We start from the raw sequence: 16,252 nt of genomic DNA on the forward strand, positions 1-16,252 counted from the left end.
TAGCCAAAAAAAATAAAATTATACCAGCTTTTGTCCTACAAAGCGGATTACTGAACCCGTCCCGTTATGAAACAGTCCCTCATTGAGCTCTATTTCTGTTTCTTCTAATTCAATACTATCATAATCAGGGAAATCAGCTTTAATTTCTTCAATGGAGAATAGAGATTCAATATCTTTCGGGCCGCCTACTTTTTCGTTCCTTGCTATATATTCAAGATGATTTTTACTGAAAGCTTCAAAAATAATAAAACCGCCTTTACGCAGATATTGATTCAACATTTGATGTATGGATGATTTAATGGCACCCGGAAAATGAGCATAGATAAGAGCAATAGCATCAAACTGATCTGTCTGATAATTTAAAGTTGAAAGTTCTCCAACCTGATAATCAATCGTGGTTCCTTGTTGCTCCGCTAGCTGTAAAGCCTTATTTCTGCCGTTCGCACTTATATCAAAAGCTGAAACCTGCCATCCCTTTGTAGCCGCGAAAATGGCATTTCGGCCTTCACCTTCTGCAGGAAAAAGTATTTTGCCTGGTTGTAATTTACTAAGCTGTTCTCTCAGATAATTGTTGGGCTCTGTTCCATAGGCAAACTCTTCGCTGTTATACCTTTCGTCCCATCTGTTGAGCCATGTGTTGTCCGTCATTGTAAAAAGAATTTAAAATTTACATGAAGAAGAATCATAAGTATTCTTCAATTGTATTAGTCGTATCAAATGTAGAATATTTCCTCAAGCTTTCCGATCCCTAAAAAACGTTTACTATAATAGATTTTTTGAATGACAGATCTGTTTAATAAAAATCTAAATACTATTCCGTACAATTAAAATTTGGAGTAATTTTGAAAAATGATGAATTTAAACCAGATTTTCACCAATCAACGTACAGGAAATAATCCACAGACTATAGCTTCGCGAACTGATTTTCAAAGGGATTTCGACAGAATTATCTTCTCTTCTGCCTTCAGAAGACTGCAGAATAAAACGCAGGTTTTTCCTCTTCCCGGAAGTGTTTTTGTACACAACAGGCTTACGCATTCTCTGGAAGTATCATCTGTAGGAAGAAGTTTAGGAAGTATTATCGGTGAATTTATTGCTGAAGATTTTAAAAACGAACTTACTGAAGATTCAAAGAATTTTTATCTCTATAATCTAGGAAATGTAATTGCAGCCGCATGTTTATGTCATGATGTGGGAAACCCCGCTTTCGGACATTCCGGGGAAGATGCTATTGCAAGTTATTTTGAAAGAAATGAAAAAGACCTGAAATCAAAGTTCAATGAGAAGGAGTGGGCGGATCTGGTAAATTTTGAAGGAAATGCCAATGCCATCAGGGTGCTGGCTCAGCAGCAACAAGGGAAAGATGCAGGAGGTGTTCAGCTTACATTTTCTACACTGGCAAGTATTGCAAAATATCCGTGTGAAGCGGTTGCAAAGAAAAAAGGAATCATTCACAGGAAGAAGTTTGGGTTTTTCCAAAATGAAAAAGATATATTCCTGGAAATTGCCAAAGGAACCCAGCTTATTTCTGAAAGTGAAGAACCTCATATTTTCAAAAGACATCCGTTTGTGTGGCTGGTAGAAGCGGCTGATGACATCTGCTACAATATCATTGATATGGAAGATGCTCACAGACTGGGAATTGTTTCAACAGCAGACTGTAAAAATTTATTTTTTGAACTGGTAAAATCTGAAACAAATGATGTTAAGAGAATTGAAACAAAGTTAAGTTCTATCTCCAATGAGAACGAACAGATTTCTTACTTAAGAGCGAAAGTAATCAATGCATTAATCAATAAATCGATTGAGATGTACAAACATAATTTTGTGACAATTCTTGAAGGAAATCTTGGTAATGGTTTACTTGATATCTATAAAAAAGAAAATAAAGCACTGCAGGATATTGAAAGTTTCTCGGTAGAAAAAATTTACAATCACAAAGCAGTTGTTGAAATTGAAAATGCGGGGTATAATGTAATGTATGAATTGCTGGATCATTTTATTCCTTCCATTCTGAAACCGGAAGACAATAGAAAGTCTTATGATGAAAAAGCTTTGAAATTAATTCCAAAGCAATTTATTTACAATGACGGAACCGATTATCAGAAAGTTCTTGGGGTCATTGATTTCGTTTCAGGGATGACAGATAATTACGCTACCGATTTATATAGAAAAATTAAAGGAATAGACATCGGAATGACTGTGTAAATTCTATTTATTGTAATAATTCAGAAGCCTCTTCTATTAATGACTGCATTAAAGTGGAGGCTTTTTTATGCTTCAAAAGTGGGGCGATCTGACCAGACCAGAAAAAAACCAGATCATTCTTTTGTTGTTCCAAAGCAGCCTTTCTCAACGCACCCATAAAATGTGTCTGTAACGGAAATGGCAGTGTTTTATCAGTTGCTGTCAATACATCTCTTGCAATTGTTGTGGTAATTCCGCGTCCTAATCTTCCGGTATACGCTCTGGTTAAAGTGGTGGATTTTGCTGCATCTGAAAATAAAAACTCTTTATGAATGGGCAGTGCTCCGGATTCTTCAGTAGCCAGAAAAGCCGTTCCGATTTGTACCGCATCAGCTCCCAATGTGAAAGCACTGGCAATTCCACGGCCATTAGCAATTCCTCCGGCTGCAATAACCGGAATTTTTACACGATCCTTTATCAGTTGAATTAAAGCAAAAGTCCCCGTTGTAGAAAGTTCAGCCTGATCCAGAAACGAAGGTCTGTGGCCGCCACTTTCAAACCCGGAAGCTACAATAGCATCAACGCCCGTTTTTTCCAGAGCAATTGCCTCATCCAGCGTTGTTGCATTTCCTAACACTACCGTTCCCTGACGATGAAGATCTTCGATGAGGTTTTCACTAAGCAGCCCAAACATAAAGCTGAAAACTTTAGGCCTAATATCAAAAATAACATTCAGCTGATTCTGGAATCTCGATTCAAAAGAAGGTGGAAGTGCAGGAATATCCGTTTGCAGAAGATCAAAATAAGGTCTGAAGATTTCAACAGCTTTTTGATATTGTTCTTTTGTATGTTCTTCGCTAGTGATATCGTGATCATTTACCCAGAGATTAAGATTATAAGGTTTGTCTGTTTTCGACTGTATTTCTCTGTGAATATCATATATTTCCTGCGGTGACAAGGTATACGCTCCGAAACCTCCCAATCCGCCAAAATTGCTCACTGTTGTTGTGAGTTCAACGGTGGAAAGACCTCCGCCAAAAGGACCTTGCAGAATGGGATATTCAATTCCTAATAATTCCGTAATTCTATTTTTATTCCACATGATTGTATCGGTTTAAATTAAAAATTTGAATTAAGGGTGTACGTTGGTCAATGTCTTGTTTATAATCATCCATTTCCCGTCTATATGATTGAAAGTTATGAAATTATAATAATTAAAATCATACATTCTTACGTTTAATTTTGTCACAGCAATCGAGTTAATGACGTCAATTGATATAATTTCAGCTTTAAATCCCTTTCCGGATTTCTCCGGACTTATACGGTTTCCAACTCCTTCAATATATTGTTCTGCAGTTTTGAAATAGGGAACTCCATCTACATCTCCAAAGACTAAAGCTCCTTTATAAAATGCTTTTGTAAGAAGTTCAGTATTCCCTTCATAAATCCCTTTGAAATAATAATTTTCAATGATATTTCTTATTTCAGTTTCAGTTGCTGGCTTGGTGTTCATATTCTTTGCTTTTTGTGCATGACCACTCAACGGAAAGCTGAGCAGCCATGCAATGATTAATAATAGTTTCATGATAAATGATGTCCGGCTCCCATTCCTCCGTCTACATTGATGATAGCTCCGGAAATTAATTTGTTTTTAGCAATCGCATGAATCATCTGAGCAACTTCTTCCGGCTCTCCAATACGATTGATGAGGTGCATTCCGGCATTATTATCAAGACCAGCACCATGCATCGGAGTTCTGATTAAACCCGGAGCAACCGTATTGACCCTGATATTCTCTTTTCCAAACTCTGCAGCCAGCTGCAAAGTCAGGGCATGAATAGCTCCTTTACTCGAAATAGGCGCTGTAGAAGGAGATTCCGCAATCGAATGGTATACTAACGGCGTTCCTATGTTGATAACTACTCCGTCTTTTTGCTTAATCATTTGAGGAATCACAGCCTGTGTGGTGAAGAATGTTCCTTTCAGATTCGTTGTTAAAAAACGGTCCAGATAGTCTTCAGTAACTTCCAGGAAAGGTTTGTTCTCATAAATTCCTGCATTGTTGACAAGTACATCGATTGATCCAAATCTTTCAAGTGCTGTTTTTACCAAAGCTTCTCCTGTTGATTTCTCTGATACATTTCCGGCAGCCATCGCCAGATTTTCTCCGGCTCCCAATTCATGATATACTTCTTCTAGTTTGGATGCTGTTTGTGAATTGATGATTACATTATCACCTCTGTCTAAGAAATAACGGGCAGTTTCCAATCCTATTCCTGAAGATGCACCTGTTATAATTACGGTTTGTTTTCTCATTTCTGATTTATTTTTTTTCTGTTGAAAATCCTTGTTCTTTTAACACTGAAACCTGTTCTCCGGCATATCCCCAGTTATCATCTTCAATTTCGTTGATGACAATATGGGTCAAATGAGGATCCTTATTCAAAACTGAAGTTACAGCCTCGCTTATTTTTCTGATTAATTGTTGTTTTGTTTCGCGGTTAAGATCTTCGCGAAGCACATCTACTTTGATGAATGGCATGATGGTAAATTTTAAAAATTATTGATAGTTGAATTACATTAGTAAGCCTCTGCAACAAGATGAATGTTTAAGTCGAAATTGTTATAAATCAAGGTGTCACCAAGATTGGTGAAGAAATTGGAAGATCTGAATTTGATGTTGAACTTTGTCCTGTCAATTACAATTTTAGTATTTAAAACAGCTGTATTATCCGTTTTTACGATTTGTAGACTCGTATCAATAGGATGTGTGATGCCTTTTATCGTAAGATCTCCTTTCACATAATAAAGATTTTCATCACCCGGTTCTGTATGAGTGATCTCGAAATAAGCTTCGGGAAACTGTTCAGAATTAAAGAAATCATCAGAAGCCAGATGATTCGCAAACTGAGCATTGGTTTCAGCATCCTCGATGTCAAGGATTTTGATGGAACGGGTATCAATGATAAATTTTCCAGAGATGGATTTTTCGTCTTTGAACGTAAAGTTTCCTTCTTTTACATCGATTGTTCCATTGTGAGCGCCGGTTACTTTTCTTCCGATCCAGTCAATGGTACTGTTTTCTTTATTGACTTTAAAATTTTTTGTGTCCATTTTTATTAGTTTAAATATTGACACAAAGTTCAGCCGGTTGAAAGAGAAAATTACGTGATGTACCTCACAAAATAGAGAAGGAAGTCAATAGTTTTAAATAGGCTGATTATTGATGGAGTCTGCTCAGAGTTTCTCTGGTCACTCCAAGATAAGAAGCAATAAGGTGTTTAGGAACCAAATTGTACAGTTGAGGATACATGGCTAAAAGTTCCTCATATCGGAATTTAGCATCATTATTCATGAAAGAAAGCAGGCGTTTCTGTGCCGCGACATATCCTTTGTTGGTTCTCCATCTGAAAAAATGTTCAACCTCATGAATTTCACTGCAGATTTTTTCCCTGTCTTCGTTGGAAATAGAAAGGATTTTGGCATTTGTGATGCAGTCTACATTGATGGTTGCCCTGGTTTTACTGTAAAGTGCATCAAAATCTGTCACCCACCAGGTAGGCATAGCAAACTGAAGAATAAACATTTTCATGCTGTCATTAAGATAAAATGCCTTCAGGCAGCCTTCCAGAACGAAATATTCATGATTTACGAAATCGCCTTCAGAAATAAGGCTTTGCCCTTTTTTTAAAGTAATCAGACTAAAATGTTCAAAAACATAGTCAAGTTGTTCTTCAGGAAGAGAAGTGAATTTAGAGATGTGATCCTTTAATATTTCTTTGGAATTGACCATGATATGCAATGAATATTCAAAAGTAAGTTTTTTCAGGATAATTTTAATTTAAAAATAATCAATAATTTCTGCATTTGATTCCCAGAGGATTATATTGTAAGGCATCTATTTATTTTTCTTATATTTAAGCAACACAGGTAGAAATGTTTTTAACAAAACAGGGTTTATAACGACATATTAAAAAAATTAAAAACTATGGGAATATATTTAGCGCCCGTTATTTTCTTTGGGCTTATTATTTTGTTCGCTTCATTCTTTGTAGTTAAGCAGGAAACAGCAGCTATTATCGAACGCTTTGGAAAATTTCAGGGAGTAAAACATTCAGGGCTCCATCTTAAATTGCCAATTATAGATCAGATTGCTAAAAGACTGAATCTGAGAATTCAACAGCTAGATGTGATGATTGATACCAAAACTTTGGACAATGTTTTCATCAAAATGAAAATTTCCGTTCAGTATCAGGTGATCAGAAATCAGGTAGGAGATGCATACTATCGCCTGGAAAATCCTGAAAATCAAATTACGTCTTTTGTATTCGACGTGGTACGTGCTGAGGTTCCTAAATTGAAGCTGGATGATGTTTTTGTAAGAAAAGATGATATTGCTGTGGCAGTAAAGAGTGAGCTTCAGGAAGCTATGAACAGTTATGGATATGATATTATCAAAGCTTTGGTAACGGATATCGATCCGGATGAACAGGTAAAACATGCCATGAACAGGATTAATGCTGCAGAAAGAGAAAAAACAGCTGCAGAATATGAATCCGAAGCACAAAGAATCAGAATTGTAGCTGTTGCAAAAGCAGAAGCAGAATCTAAGAAGCTTCAGGGGCAGGGGATTGCCGACCAAAGAAGAGAAATTGCAAAAGGACTTGAAGAATCCGTAAGAATGCTGAATAATGTGGATATCAATTCACATGAAGCATCAGCGCTTATTGTAGTAACGCAGCATTATGATACCCTGCATTCTGTGGGAGCAAGCAACAGAAGTAATCTTGTACTTCTTCCCAATTCGCCTACAGCGGCCAGTGGAATGCTGAATGATCTTGTAGTAGCTATGACAACTGCAAACACAGTAGGAGAGGCTACAAAAGGAAAATATCCTGAGCCTCCTCAAAAAGAAACTGGATTTTAAGATAAAAAAGGAATATTTAAGAATGAATGATTGGCTGACTTTCTCCGAATGTCCAAAATAACTTCTCACTTCGTTCTTCCAACTTAAATAAAAAAGCTCCTGAAATTTTCAGGAGCTTTTTTATTATTTTTTCGTTTTAGAAACCTGTTCTATCAGTGTATATTTAATTGAAGAAGCATCTGCCGGCGGATTCGCGATTTTTTCAGTTTTTACTTTTAAAACATATTCGTAACCCGGTTCATAGTTGAAACCTTCGATGTTGCTGTAGAAATTGGTCCAGCTTTCAGAAGCATTTTCTTTTACCTGCATGCATTTCATACGGCCAGCTCCAGCAGAACAGTCTACCGTTTGTGGTCCTACGATAAGTGTTTTTTCATTGGCTGCCATTTCTGTTTTTTTCGTTTTAGAAACCTGCTTTACCAAAGTATATTTTATGGAAGATCCATCAGCTGGCGGATTGGGAATTTTTTCTGTTTTTACTTTTAAAACATATTCATACCCTGGTTCATAGGTAAATCCTTCGATATTGCTGTAGAAATTAGTCCAGTTTCCGGAAGTGCTTTCTTTTACCTGCAGACATTTCATAGGAGCTACACCTGTACAGTCTGCTGTTTGCGGCCCTACGATAAAGGTTGCTTCATCACCTGCGGATGCATTGGCTGTGGTTGTACACTGTGTCATTGCGAATAATGCTAATGCGGGAGCTGCCCCTTTTAGAATTGTTGCTATACTTTTCATAAACTTGATTTTCCCCATACCTCGCAATTACCATGCCGAACCTGGCTTTCCGCAATTTGTAGTACTTCTGCTATTGCTTTTTATTTTTTTAATCATTTAATTTGAAGTTCTTAAACACTAACCACAAAACATAATTCTTACAATAAATATGGATAATCAAATGCAAGTTGAAAATTACAGGATTCAAAAACCTGAAATGTGGGCAGGAAATATTGGGGATGAGGAAATAATAAACCGAATCAAAGACTCCGAATTTGCTAAAAGACAAATCGATGAAGGCCGTGACTACTGCTACTTTTTAGACAAAAAATATTATACCAGCAATACGGAAAACAGTGAATATGTCTGTATGGCTTATACGCTGAATGAGCCGGGAAATCTGGAGAGAGCCTCTGTGTCTGACGTTATTGTGGAGGAAAATGAAGTTTATCAGATTCACAGGATCAGTGTTTTGAGAGACGGGGTGCTGATAGATAAAATTCCGGATACAAATATTAAAGTTCTTGACAGTGAAAACCAGAGCAGCGGAGGGGTTTTAAGCAGTAATAAAAAGATCAACATTACTATTAAAGACCTCAGGCTGTATGATGTACTGATTTTAGAAGATTCAAGAATTAAAGAATTTACAGACCGGGATTTCCTAAGAAAGGAATTCTCAAAATATGTATGGGTAAGTCCGGATAATTACTGGGCTTATGGCAGTTTTAAATTTACGTTCATCAATGAGCGTGAGCAGACAATTGCCTATAAAAAGACATTTTTCAGAGATGAGCAGGGTAATGTTCTTGAGCCACAAGTAAATCATTTGAAAAAAGGGGAGCGGTTTGTAATCGAAGAACAGAATTATATTAATCCTGTAGATTCCGGACGAGAGATTTTCCCTTATGTGGATTTTGCTACTGAAAACAGCTGGAAAGATCTTTCCAACTATATTGTGCCTATTTATGATGAGATTTTCAATACCTCTTCCTTACAGGATTTTGCGCCGAACCTGATAGAAAAGCTGGATGCTATTACTGATCAGGATGAAAAGCTTCAGTTTGCCATAGAATATGTTCAGAATCATATCTACTATATCTTCAATGCTGATGAAATGAATGGGCATAAGCCACAGGCACCGTCTGTAACCTATGAAAATAAGCAGGGAGATTGTAAGGCGAAATCAGTTTTGTTAAAAGTGATCCTAGATTATATTGGTGTGGATGCTTCCGTTGTACTGGTGAATTTCAACACAGATTATTATATCAAATATTACCTTCCGTCATTGTTAAGTTTCAATCATGTTGTGGTAAAAGTGAATTATAAAGGTCAGGAGTATTTTATTGATGCTACGATTCGTGATGAATTCGGATTGATAGAGAACAGAGGATTCATGTACTTTATGCATTATCTGGAAGTGAAAAAAGATCAGGAACTGCAGGTAAGAAAGTCCTATAAATTTCCTTATTTCTGCATTGATGAAAAAGTAGATTTCAATGTACAGGGGAATGTCGGAAAGTTTACTCTGTCCACGACTTACAAAGGAAGCAGAGCCAATGCAATGAGAAGGTATTTTAAAAGTACCAACAAAAGAGAAATTATAGACAGCTGGAACAGTTTCCTTTTCTATGCACTTAATTATTCCGGTGACAGAAACGGTACAGATGTACGAAATGTATTCAAAGATGCTGCTATTGATGTGGTAAGCGATGATAAAAAGCTGAATGAAGTCAGGATTCAATATTCTGCTGTTGTAGAGAATCCTTATTTTGTAGATCCACAGAAAAACCGTTTTCTGATGTACTTTGACCGAAATGTAATAAAGGCAGGTGCACGGGATTTTATGCATAAAGATTTACCGTTCTGGCATAACTTCGACAGTGAGAAATATGAGATCAACCTGCATACAGATCATAAAATTGATACTGAAGAAAAATATACCGTTCAGGAAAGTACCATTACCAATCCGTATTTTGACTATAAAAGCCGTAAAAAAATAAGTAAGAATGGGGCAAGTGTATTTATTGAATACAATCCTCTCATCAATATTGAAATTCCGCAAAGTGAATTTGAACAGTTCAGAACAGATCATCATACCATTGCTGACAGCAATTTCGGGCTGGGAATTGATATTATTGAACCAGGTCTGATGAACAGGCTTAAGTTCAGTTTTAAGAAAAAATTCAAATAATAGCGGAGTTTAAATTCAAGGTTCAAAGTTTAAAGCTTAAGATTTGAAGTTTCGGCGGGCGGCGAAGCCGCCCGCCGAAACTCTTTATTAAATATTGTATATTCGTTCAAAATCATATAAAAAAACACACAAATTTATTTATGCAGAAGGTATTTTCTCTTGCTTTTATTATGGCAGTTTTTTCTTGTATTAATGCTCAGAAATTAAATAAAGAAAACGTTACAGGGTTCTGGAAACTGAAAGAAGCCGGGTTTTATGAAAATAAAAAGAAAGTGGTAAAAGAATTTGATAACTGCCGTCTGATGAGAAATTATGCTATCAGGGAAGATGGATATGCCATTTATAATTATGTAGAAGGGAAAACAGGCGACTGCAGTCCATCTGAGCCAAGACTTTCTTTCTGGAGAATCGTAGAAAACAGAATCCAGTTTTATGTGGATGACCAGAATATTCTCGAAGAAGTGGAAGTGACCCTGAATAAAGATAATACGATGACTTTTTCAAGTTATATTCCTAATCCGGTTAAAGTAAATGGAGATCCTCTTGCTGAAAAGATGGTCAATACTATCCACTACGATATCCTTGAAAAAAAATACTAAGGGCTAATATTAAACTTCTGAAGTATGAATTATGTAACAATAATCTATCTCCTTAATATTGTTCTGTATGCCATATATTTCTTTGGGAGAACCGGTAGCGAAACAGATCTCTCTGGTGTAGACTTTTTTGTTTCAGTAACTCTATCTCTTCTTCTGATATTTGCTGGATATTTGAATGCAAAAAAAGGAATGATCTACAGAACGGTTCTGTGGATATTTTTTGTGAATGTATTTTTATTTGTTTGTTCCGGTTTGTTTGATCAGTTTGGGAGTGATTTCAATATCCTTTCTACAAACAATAGCGACAGTTTTCTTTTTACATTGGCACTCATTGTTTATAATGGTTATCTTTTTCCTCTAACGGTTATTCTTGAAGGTTCTGGGTTTTCATTGCTATTCCCGGTGGTATTGGCTTTTATTCTGCCTTCATTGGGTTATCTGATTGGGAAGAAGCTTTATCCAAATATCCGCTAAATTATAGTCATTACGAACCGAAGGTGAAGCAATCTCAATAGAGAAGTGAGGGTTGGAAAACGCAAAGGCGCTAAAGATTTTACAACCTTTACGTTTTTTAAGGCGCAAAGATTTTATCTTCGATAAAATTGTACTTCTCTAAAAATGACATGGACATTTCACCAGCATTTTTGTCATTCCGAGCAAAGCAAGGAATCTAAACTTTAATATCCTCTACAGCTCTTGAAAACTGGGCCGATATTATTAAAGAAAATCTGCGAAATCTCCACAATCTGCGAGAAAAATAATACTATATCACTTGCTGAAAATCTCATATTGAGCAAAGTCGAAATGTTTTTGCACCTTAAAATATACACAAAGTATCAAACTCTTTGCACCTTTGCGATTATCCAACAAAAAAATGACAAATTCATTTAGAGAACGCAAAAGTATAAGTATGATTACAAGAAATGCTTTTTGAGCAAAAAAATAGAGAAAAGTTCTGAGGCTATTCCTGCTTCTGAGGCTGATTATTGGAGGTGAAGAATTTCTGTTTACCAATCAGCAGTTCAAAAAACAGTCTGAAATCCGAAATCAGAGACCATAACGGATATTTAAAAGTGGCCGGATTATTTTTTTCAATCACAGCATGGCTAAACCAGGCAAATCCGTATCCTACAATGGGGATGTACCATAGAAATCTTTCCTTTCCGGAACTGATAACATATCCTATAACGAAAAATACGAGCAATGTCCCAATAAAATGAAAAATACGGGTTCCTGTTTTACTGTGTTCTGTAAGATAAAACTGATAAAATTCTCTGTATGTTTTAATTCTTTCAGCCATGGTAGGTTAGTTTATTGATTATATTGAAGTTAAAGCAATAATTCGGCCGATTTTTTAGAACGTAAAAACAAAAAAGGCAAAATGGGAAATCAGTCTGTTCAAACATTCGACCTTTTTGCCCTTTTGTCCTTTTATAGTTTGCTAATTATTCTTTAGTTATTCTTTAATTCTTTTCCAAGTTTACTGTTTTTGTAACCGTAGCAGAAATAAATAACCATACCGATAAGAAACCACATTCCGAACCAGAACCAGTTTTCATGACTCATTCCTGTAAGAAGATACAGACATGAACTTAACCCAACCAGTGGAATTAATGATAAATTCCTGATAAAAGCGACTACACATAAGATCAGATTGATGATAATAAAGAAGAAAATAGAAGCTCTGAATTCTCCTTCGTTAGGATCTGACCAGTTCATCAGATTATCAAAAAACTCAGGCTGCCATTTGTAGAAAACCAACAAGCTGCCAATGAAAACAACAGGGAAAATGATTTTACCATTCACATAAGGAAGGTGAAATCTGCCTTTAATCTTTTCTTTAGCAGGAAGCATAAGTACTCCTGCACATACCAATACAAATGCGAAAATAGTCCCAATACTGGTAAAATCCAGGATAAATGTCTTATCCGTAAACAGAATAGGAATACCTACTACAATTCCGGTAACCACGGTTGCATAGGATGGTGTTTTATATTTAGGATGTACCTTCTGAAACCTTGCAGGCATCAATCCATCACGGCTCATTGCATACCAGATTCTCGGCTGTCCCATCTGGAAAACCAATAATACTGTAGTGATAGCAACGATCGCAACGAAGGAAACCACAAGTTCCATCCAGGCTACATTAGCATTCGTTTTTTCAAAGATGAATGAAAGCGGATCTCCAACACCATCGAATTTTTTATAATCTACCATTCCTGTTAAAACCAATGTTAAAGCAATATAGATTACCGTACACAATACAAGAGAGATGATCATTCCTTTTGGTAAGGTTTTTTGAGGATCTTTAGTCTCTTCAGAAAGTACACTTAAGGCATCAAACCCAATGTATGCAAAGAATACTCCGGATACAGCACTCATTACTCCTGCAAAGCCATTTGGCATGAAAGAAGGAGTACCTGTTGTAGGGCTCACCGGCGTCCAGTTATCAATACTGACATAGGATACTCCAACAAGGATTACTAATACAATCACTCCCAGTTTTAAGATAACCAGAGAGTTGTTAAAGTTTTTACTTTCCTTTACTCCTACATAACAAAGCCATGTAATTAAACCGTTGATAACCAATGCGGGAATATCCACAATGAATTTTAAACTCCCGATTAATGGAGCTGTTTTCCATGCGTTTAATAATTCTTTATTTTCTGAACCATATTGCACTGCTTTTCTGGCTTCTGTATAGCTGCAGGTAAGATAATCAGGGATATGCATTCCGAGGCGTCCTAAGAAACTCGTGAAATAATCTGACCAGGAAAAAGCTACGTAAATATTCCCAAAAGAATATTCCATAATTAGCGCCCAGCCGATTACCCATGCAATTAATTCTCCAAAGCTGGCATAGGCATAGGTGTAGGCAGAACCTGCGGTAGGAATTCTGCTGGCAAATTCAGCATAGCATAAAGCAGTAAACCCACAGGCAAAACCGCAAATCAAATATAGAAGGATTACACCGGGACCACCTCTGAAAACGGCTTCTCCCAAACTGCTGAAACTCCCAGCTCCGATAATCGCCGCAATACCAAAAAATACGATGTCCCACACACCTAAGACTCTTAAAAGCCCCGTTGAAGTATCTGTATCTGAATAGATTTTTCTTCTAAAAAGTTGACTCATTCAATAACTATATTTGATTTGAAAAAAAGCAAATGTAATGATTTTTTATTTTGATGTTAACAGTTGTTAAAAACATTTGGGTGAAAATGCTCAAACAAAATGCTTTACTCTTTATAAACAGGGATTTCCACATAGCTGTCGTTATACCATTTTACTTCCAGAGGTTCCCCGGCATCTTTTAAGGTTTCATCACTTACATTTTTTCCTGTCCCATAATTGACCTGCCAGTTTTTATTTTTATTAACCCCTACCAATAATACCAGTTTGCTTCCCTTTTCTATTTTTTTGCTCATAAATAAAGAGTTCTTGATCGGGATCTGCTCTTTTTTGCCTGGCTTAAGAAGATGACGTTTGGAATTGTCTTTTGCATAGCTGGCCCTTGTAAGATGTGTTGATAGTAAAAACGTCTTACCATCCGGTTGTACCTGGTATAATGAAGTACTAGGATCAAAATCTTTCTTATTAATGGAAACGTTGAATACTCCGGATAAATTTCCGCTTAGTATAATATCTCTGTCCAGAGTTTCACTTTCAAAATAAACGGAATTGGTTACATATACACTGTCCTGTTTGCTTACTTTATGATAAAGATACTTTGGATTTCTGTCTTTAAAGTCAATGGTCTGTTGGGTAAATTGCTCAGTTTTGGGTTTCTCAAAAACTAAAGCACCGTTTTTACGATCCTGAAGATAAAATTTAAGAGTAGACGAGTGCATTTTATCAAGACTCGGAACATGTTTCCATGTGTTGCTGCTCATAATCTGGAAATTAACTTTGTCTTTTAGAAGTTCCGGTTTTTTTCCATCTTTCAGAATATAATCGAACCATGAAAAAGCAAGTTCATCAATGCTTATTCTGGCTGCAGGATCTATGAGGGTACTCCCGGTACCATAGACATAATTGTACCCATAGCTTTGAGCTCCTGCGTGGTCATAAGGCCCTATTACTAAATAATGGTTGGGGTTTTTGTTGTATTGGTGATGTTGTTTATAATAATACATTGCTCCAATCTGGTCTGCATCATAATACCCGGTAGTCGTTAAAACCGGAATGTTTATTTTGGCAAAATCCTTTTTATAGGGAACCATTTTCTGCCAGTATTTGTCATAACCGGGATGATCAAGCCATCTTTGGAAAATTTTATTAGGCTTTCCGCTGAGGGAATCCAGAGCTCTGAATGACCTGCCACTTTTATACCATGCTGTATTGATAGAATCCCATTTTGGATAATTGGTGAAGGTTGCTTCGTCCGTCAGTTTATTATTGGTCACATAGCGGATCCACTGCATCATATAGCTCATGAACACATTGTTTTGAGCAGGATAATCTATCCCGATTCCTACTGATACCTGAGGTACAATGGTCTTTAATGCCGGGTGCAGTTTTTTGGCAGCTGCCCATTGGCTGAATCCTAAATAGCTTCCACCGATCATTCCTACCTTACCATTGCTCCACGGTTGTTTGCTTACCCAGTCTATGACTTCATAAAGGTCCTGTGCTTCATCTTCAAATGGATTATTGGGATCATTACTGTCTCTTTTTCCACGGGTGTTAACTACAGCTCCTACATAATTGTAGACAGCTGCTCTTTTCCCCATTCCTGCATCTACAAGCTCTCCGGCATAAATGTTATTGGTAAGAATAACGGGCAGGGGAGATGCATTTTCTTTTTTTCGTACAATAGTAATCGTAAGTTTTGTTCCGTTTTTTAAGGTAAGGTTCTTGGTTTCAATGATGAATTTTTCCTGCTCTTTTACTTTGAACAGCTGCATAACCTGAGGCTTGATGCTGGAATAAGTCTTATAATTGACATAATTTTTACATAAAGCCAGCGCGGAAGCATAATCTATAGTGTCCTTACCTTTTTGCTTGTCAAGTGCTGTTTTCAGAGACTTTTTATATTCCCTTACATCACCATCTAGAATGGTTCCTATCTTGGCCGTCAGTGGATCTGAGAAACTTTCATATTTTGTTGTAAATGCTGTTTGAAGGGCATTGGAAAAAGAAGTTTTTTTATCCTTTTCCATCAGTTTGGCCATGCTGTAGATTTCATAAGCAAGAGATTTGTTCCCTGCCATATTGTGATCTGCGTATTCTTTACGATAATCATTTAAGCTTGTAATAGAACTTTTGTAGTCTTTTGCGGCGAGCTGTAAACGAAACAGGTTGTCTAAAAATGTGACGGTAGATTTCGGCTTGTTTTTAGGAGACTGATGTTCAGTAATCACCTTTAGAGCGAGTTCCGGAATTTGTTTTTCCAAAATTACAGAATCTGTTGCTGCTGTTTTTGGAAAGTAAAATTTCTGAGCCTGCATTAGATTGACAAAAACTAATGCTAAGAGTATTTTAAATTTCATTAATAGTGTATTTTGAGCTGATGATGAAAAAGTATCGCATCAGAATGTGTTGTTGATCATTCATCACTCGGTTGGTTATTTGTTTTTAGCCGACTAATTTAAGAATTTTTATCAGTAAAGAATGAATGCTTTCGTTGTT

Annotated in this window: 16 protein-coding genes; 5 read left to right on the forward strand and 11 right to left on the reverse strand. The window is 36.5% G+C overall.

Features of this window, described 5'->3' with window-relative positions:
• Window positions 1-18 precede the first annotated feature (18 nt).
• Window positions 19-648, reverse strand: coding sequence for a bifunctional 2-polyprenyl-6-hydroxyphenol methylase/3-demethylubiquinol 3-O-methyltransferase UbiG (locus SFA27_RS08850; protein WP_047377564.1), 630 nt, complete (start codon window positions 646-648; stop codon window positions 19-21).
• 204 nt (window positions 649-852) lie between these two features.
• Here SFA27_RS08850 and SFA27_RS08855 point away from each other — a divergent pair, with 204 nt between their 5' ends.
• Window positions 853-2,208 (forward strand): deoxyguanosinetriphosphate triphosphohydrolase, encoded by a 1,356-nt coding sequence (locus SFA27_RS08855; RefSeq protein WP_047377679.1) that lies wholly within the window; start codon window positions 853-855, stop codon window positions 2,206-2,208.
• 7 nt (window positions 2,209-2,215) lie between these two features.
• Here the strand turns inward: SFA27_RS08855 and SFA27_RS08860 are convergent, their stop codons facing one another.
• The 6 genes from SFA27_RS08860 to SFA27_RS08885 form a co-directional block, all read right to left on the reverse strand.
• On the reverse strand, window positions 2,216-3,289 hold the full coding sequence (locus SFA27_RS08860; protein ID WP_407297728.1) for an NAD(P)H-dependent flavin oxidoreductase: 1,074 nt from the start codon (window positions 3,287-3,289) through the stop codon (window positions 2,216-2,218).
• 30 nt (window positions 3,290-3,319) lie between these two features.
• Window positions 3,320-3,772 (reverse strand): nuclear transport factor 2 family protein, encoded by a 453-nt coding sequence (locus tag SFA27_RS08865; RefSeq protein ID WP_407297730.1) that lies wholly within the window; start codon window positions 3,770-3,772, stop codon window positions 3,320-3,322.
• Window positions 3,769-4,503: an SDR family NAD(P)-dependent oxidoreductase gene (locus SFA27_RS08870; protein ID WP_264517642.1), complete on the reverse strand. Its 735-nt coding sequence runs from the start codon at window positions 4,501-4,503 to the stop codon at window positions 3,769-3,771. Before SFA27_RS08870 ends, SFA27_RS08865 begins: the two co-directional genes overlap by 4 nt.
• A 7-nt stretch (window positions 4,504-4,510) precedes the next feature.
• Complete coding sequence (locus SFA27_RS08875; protein WP_047377560.1) at window positions 4,511-4,729, reverse strand: 4-oxalocrotonate tautomerase family protein; 219 nt, start codon at window positions 4,727-4,729, stop codon at window positions 4,511-4,513.
• 38 nt (window positions 4,730-4,767) lie between these two features.
• Window positions 4,768-5,301: a YceI family protein gene (locus tag SFA27_RS08880; protein ID WP_407297733.1), complete on the reverse strand. Its 534-nt coding sequence runs from the start codon at window positions 5,299-5,301 to the stop codon at window positions 4,768-4,770.
• 106 nt (window positions 5,302-5,407) lie between these two features.
• A complete protein-coding gene (locus SFA27_RS08885) occupies window positions 5,408-5,980 on the reverse strand; it encodes a Crp/Fnr family transcriptional regulator (RefSeq protein ID WP_407297735.1) in 573 nt (190 codons plus the stop codon).
• Between the two features lie 195 nt (window positions 5,981-6,175).
• On the opposite strand from SFA27_RS08885, the gene SFA27_RS08890 reads away from it, so the two are divergent.
• Entirely contained in the window at window positions 6,176-7,114 is a 939-nt protein-coding gene (locus SFA27_RS08890) for an SPFH domain-containing protein (RefSeq protein WP_047377557.1), read from the forward strand.
• Between the two features lie 123 nt (window positions 7,115-7,237).
• Here SFA27_RS08890 and SFA27_RS08895 read toward each other — a convergent pair whose 3' ends face one another.
• The gene (locus SFA27_RS08895; RefSeq protein WP_407297737.1) at window positions 7,238-7,852 is read right to left on the reverse strand and encodes a DUF4377 domain-containing protein; all 615 of its coding nucleotides are present in this window, start codon (window positions 7,850-7,852) and stop codon (window positions 7,238-7,240) included.
• Window positions 7,853-8,012: 160 nt separating this feature from the next.
• Here SFA27_RS08895 and SFA27_RS08900 point away from each other — a divergent pair, with 160 nt between their 5' ends.
• The 3 genes from SFA27_RS08900 (at window position 8,013) to SFA27_RS08910 (ending at window position 11,095) form a co-directional block, all read left to right on the forward strand.
• Entirely contained in the window at window positions 8,013-10,022 is a 2,010-nt protein-coding gene (locus SFA27_RS08900) for a hypothetical protein (RefSeq protein ID WP_407297739.1), read from the forward strand.
• Between the two features lie 140 nt (window positions 10,023-10,162).
• Window positions 10,163-10,621 (forward strand): lipocalin family protein, encoded by a 459-nt coding sequence (locus SFA27_RS08905; protein WP_264517646.1) that lies wholly within the window; start codon window positions 10,163-10,165, stop codon window positions 10,619-10,621.
• Between the two features lie 24 nt (window positions 10,622-10,645).
• Window positions 10,646-11,095, forward strand: coding sequence for a hypothetical protein (locus SFA27_RS08910; RefSeq protein ID WP_407297742.1), 450 nt, complete (start codon window positions 10,646-10,648; stop codon window positions 11,093-11,095).
• A 487-nt stretch (window positions 11,096-11,582) separates the two neighbouring features.
• Here SFA27_RS08910 and SFA27_RS08915 read toward each other — a convergent pair whose 3' ends face one another.
• From SFA27_RS08915 to SFA27_RS08925, 3 genes are all read right to left on the reverse strand, one after another.
• Window positions 11,583-11,921, reverse strand: coding sequence for an Mpo1-like protein (locus SFA27_RS08915; protein ID WP_407297744.1), 339 nt, complete (start codon window positions 11,919-11,921; stop codon window positions 11,583-11,585).
• A gap of 152 nt (window positions 11,922-12,073) precedes the next feature.
• Window positions 12,074-13,756: an APC family permease gene (locus SFA27_RS08920; protein WP_407297746.1), complete on the reverse strand. Its 1,683-nt coding sequence runs from the start codon at window positions 13,754-13,756 to the stop codon at window positions 12,074-12,076.
• 104 nt (window positions 13,757-13,860) lie between these two features.
• Complete coding sequence (locus SFA27_RS08925; RefSeq protein WP_407297748.1) at window positions 13,861-16,113, reverse strand: CocE/NonD family hydrolase; 2,253 nt, start codon at window positions 16,111-16,113, stop codon at window positions 13,861-13,863.
• Between the last annotated feature and the right edge of the window lie 139 nt (window positions 16,114-16,252).

Source organism: Chryseobacterium sp. HR92 (assembly GCF_045689405.1).
Taxonomy (GTDB): Bacteria; Bacteroidota; Bacteroidia; order Flavobacteriales; family Weeksellaceae; genus Chryseobacterium; species Chryseobacterium viscerum_A.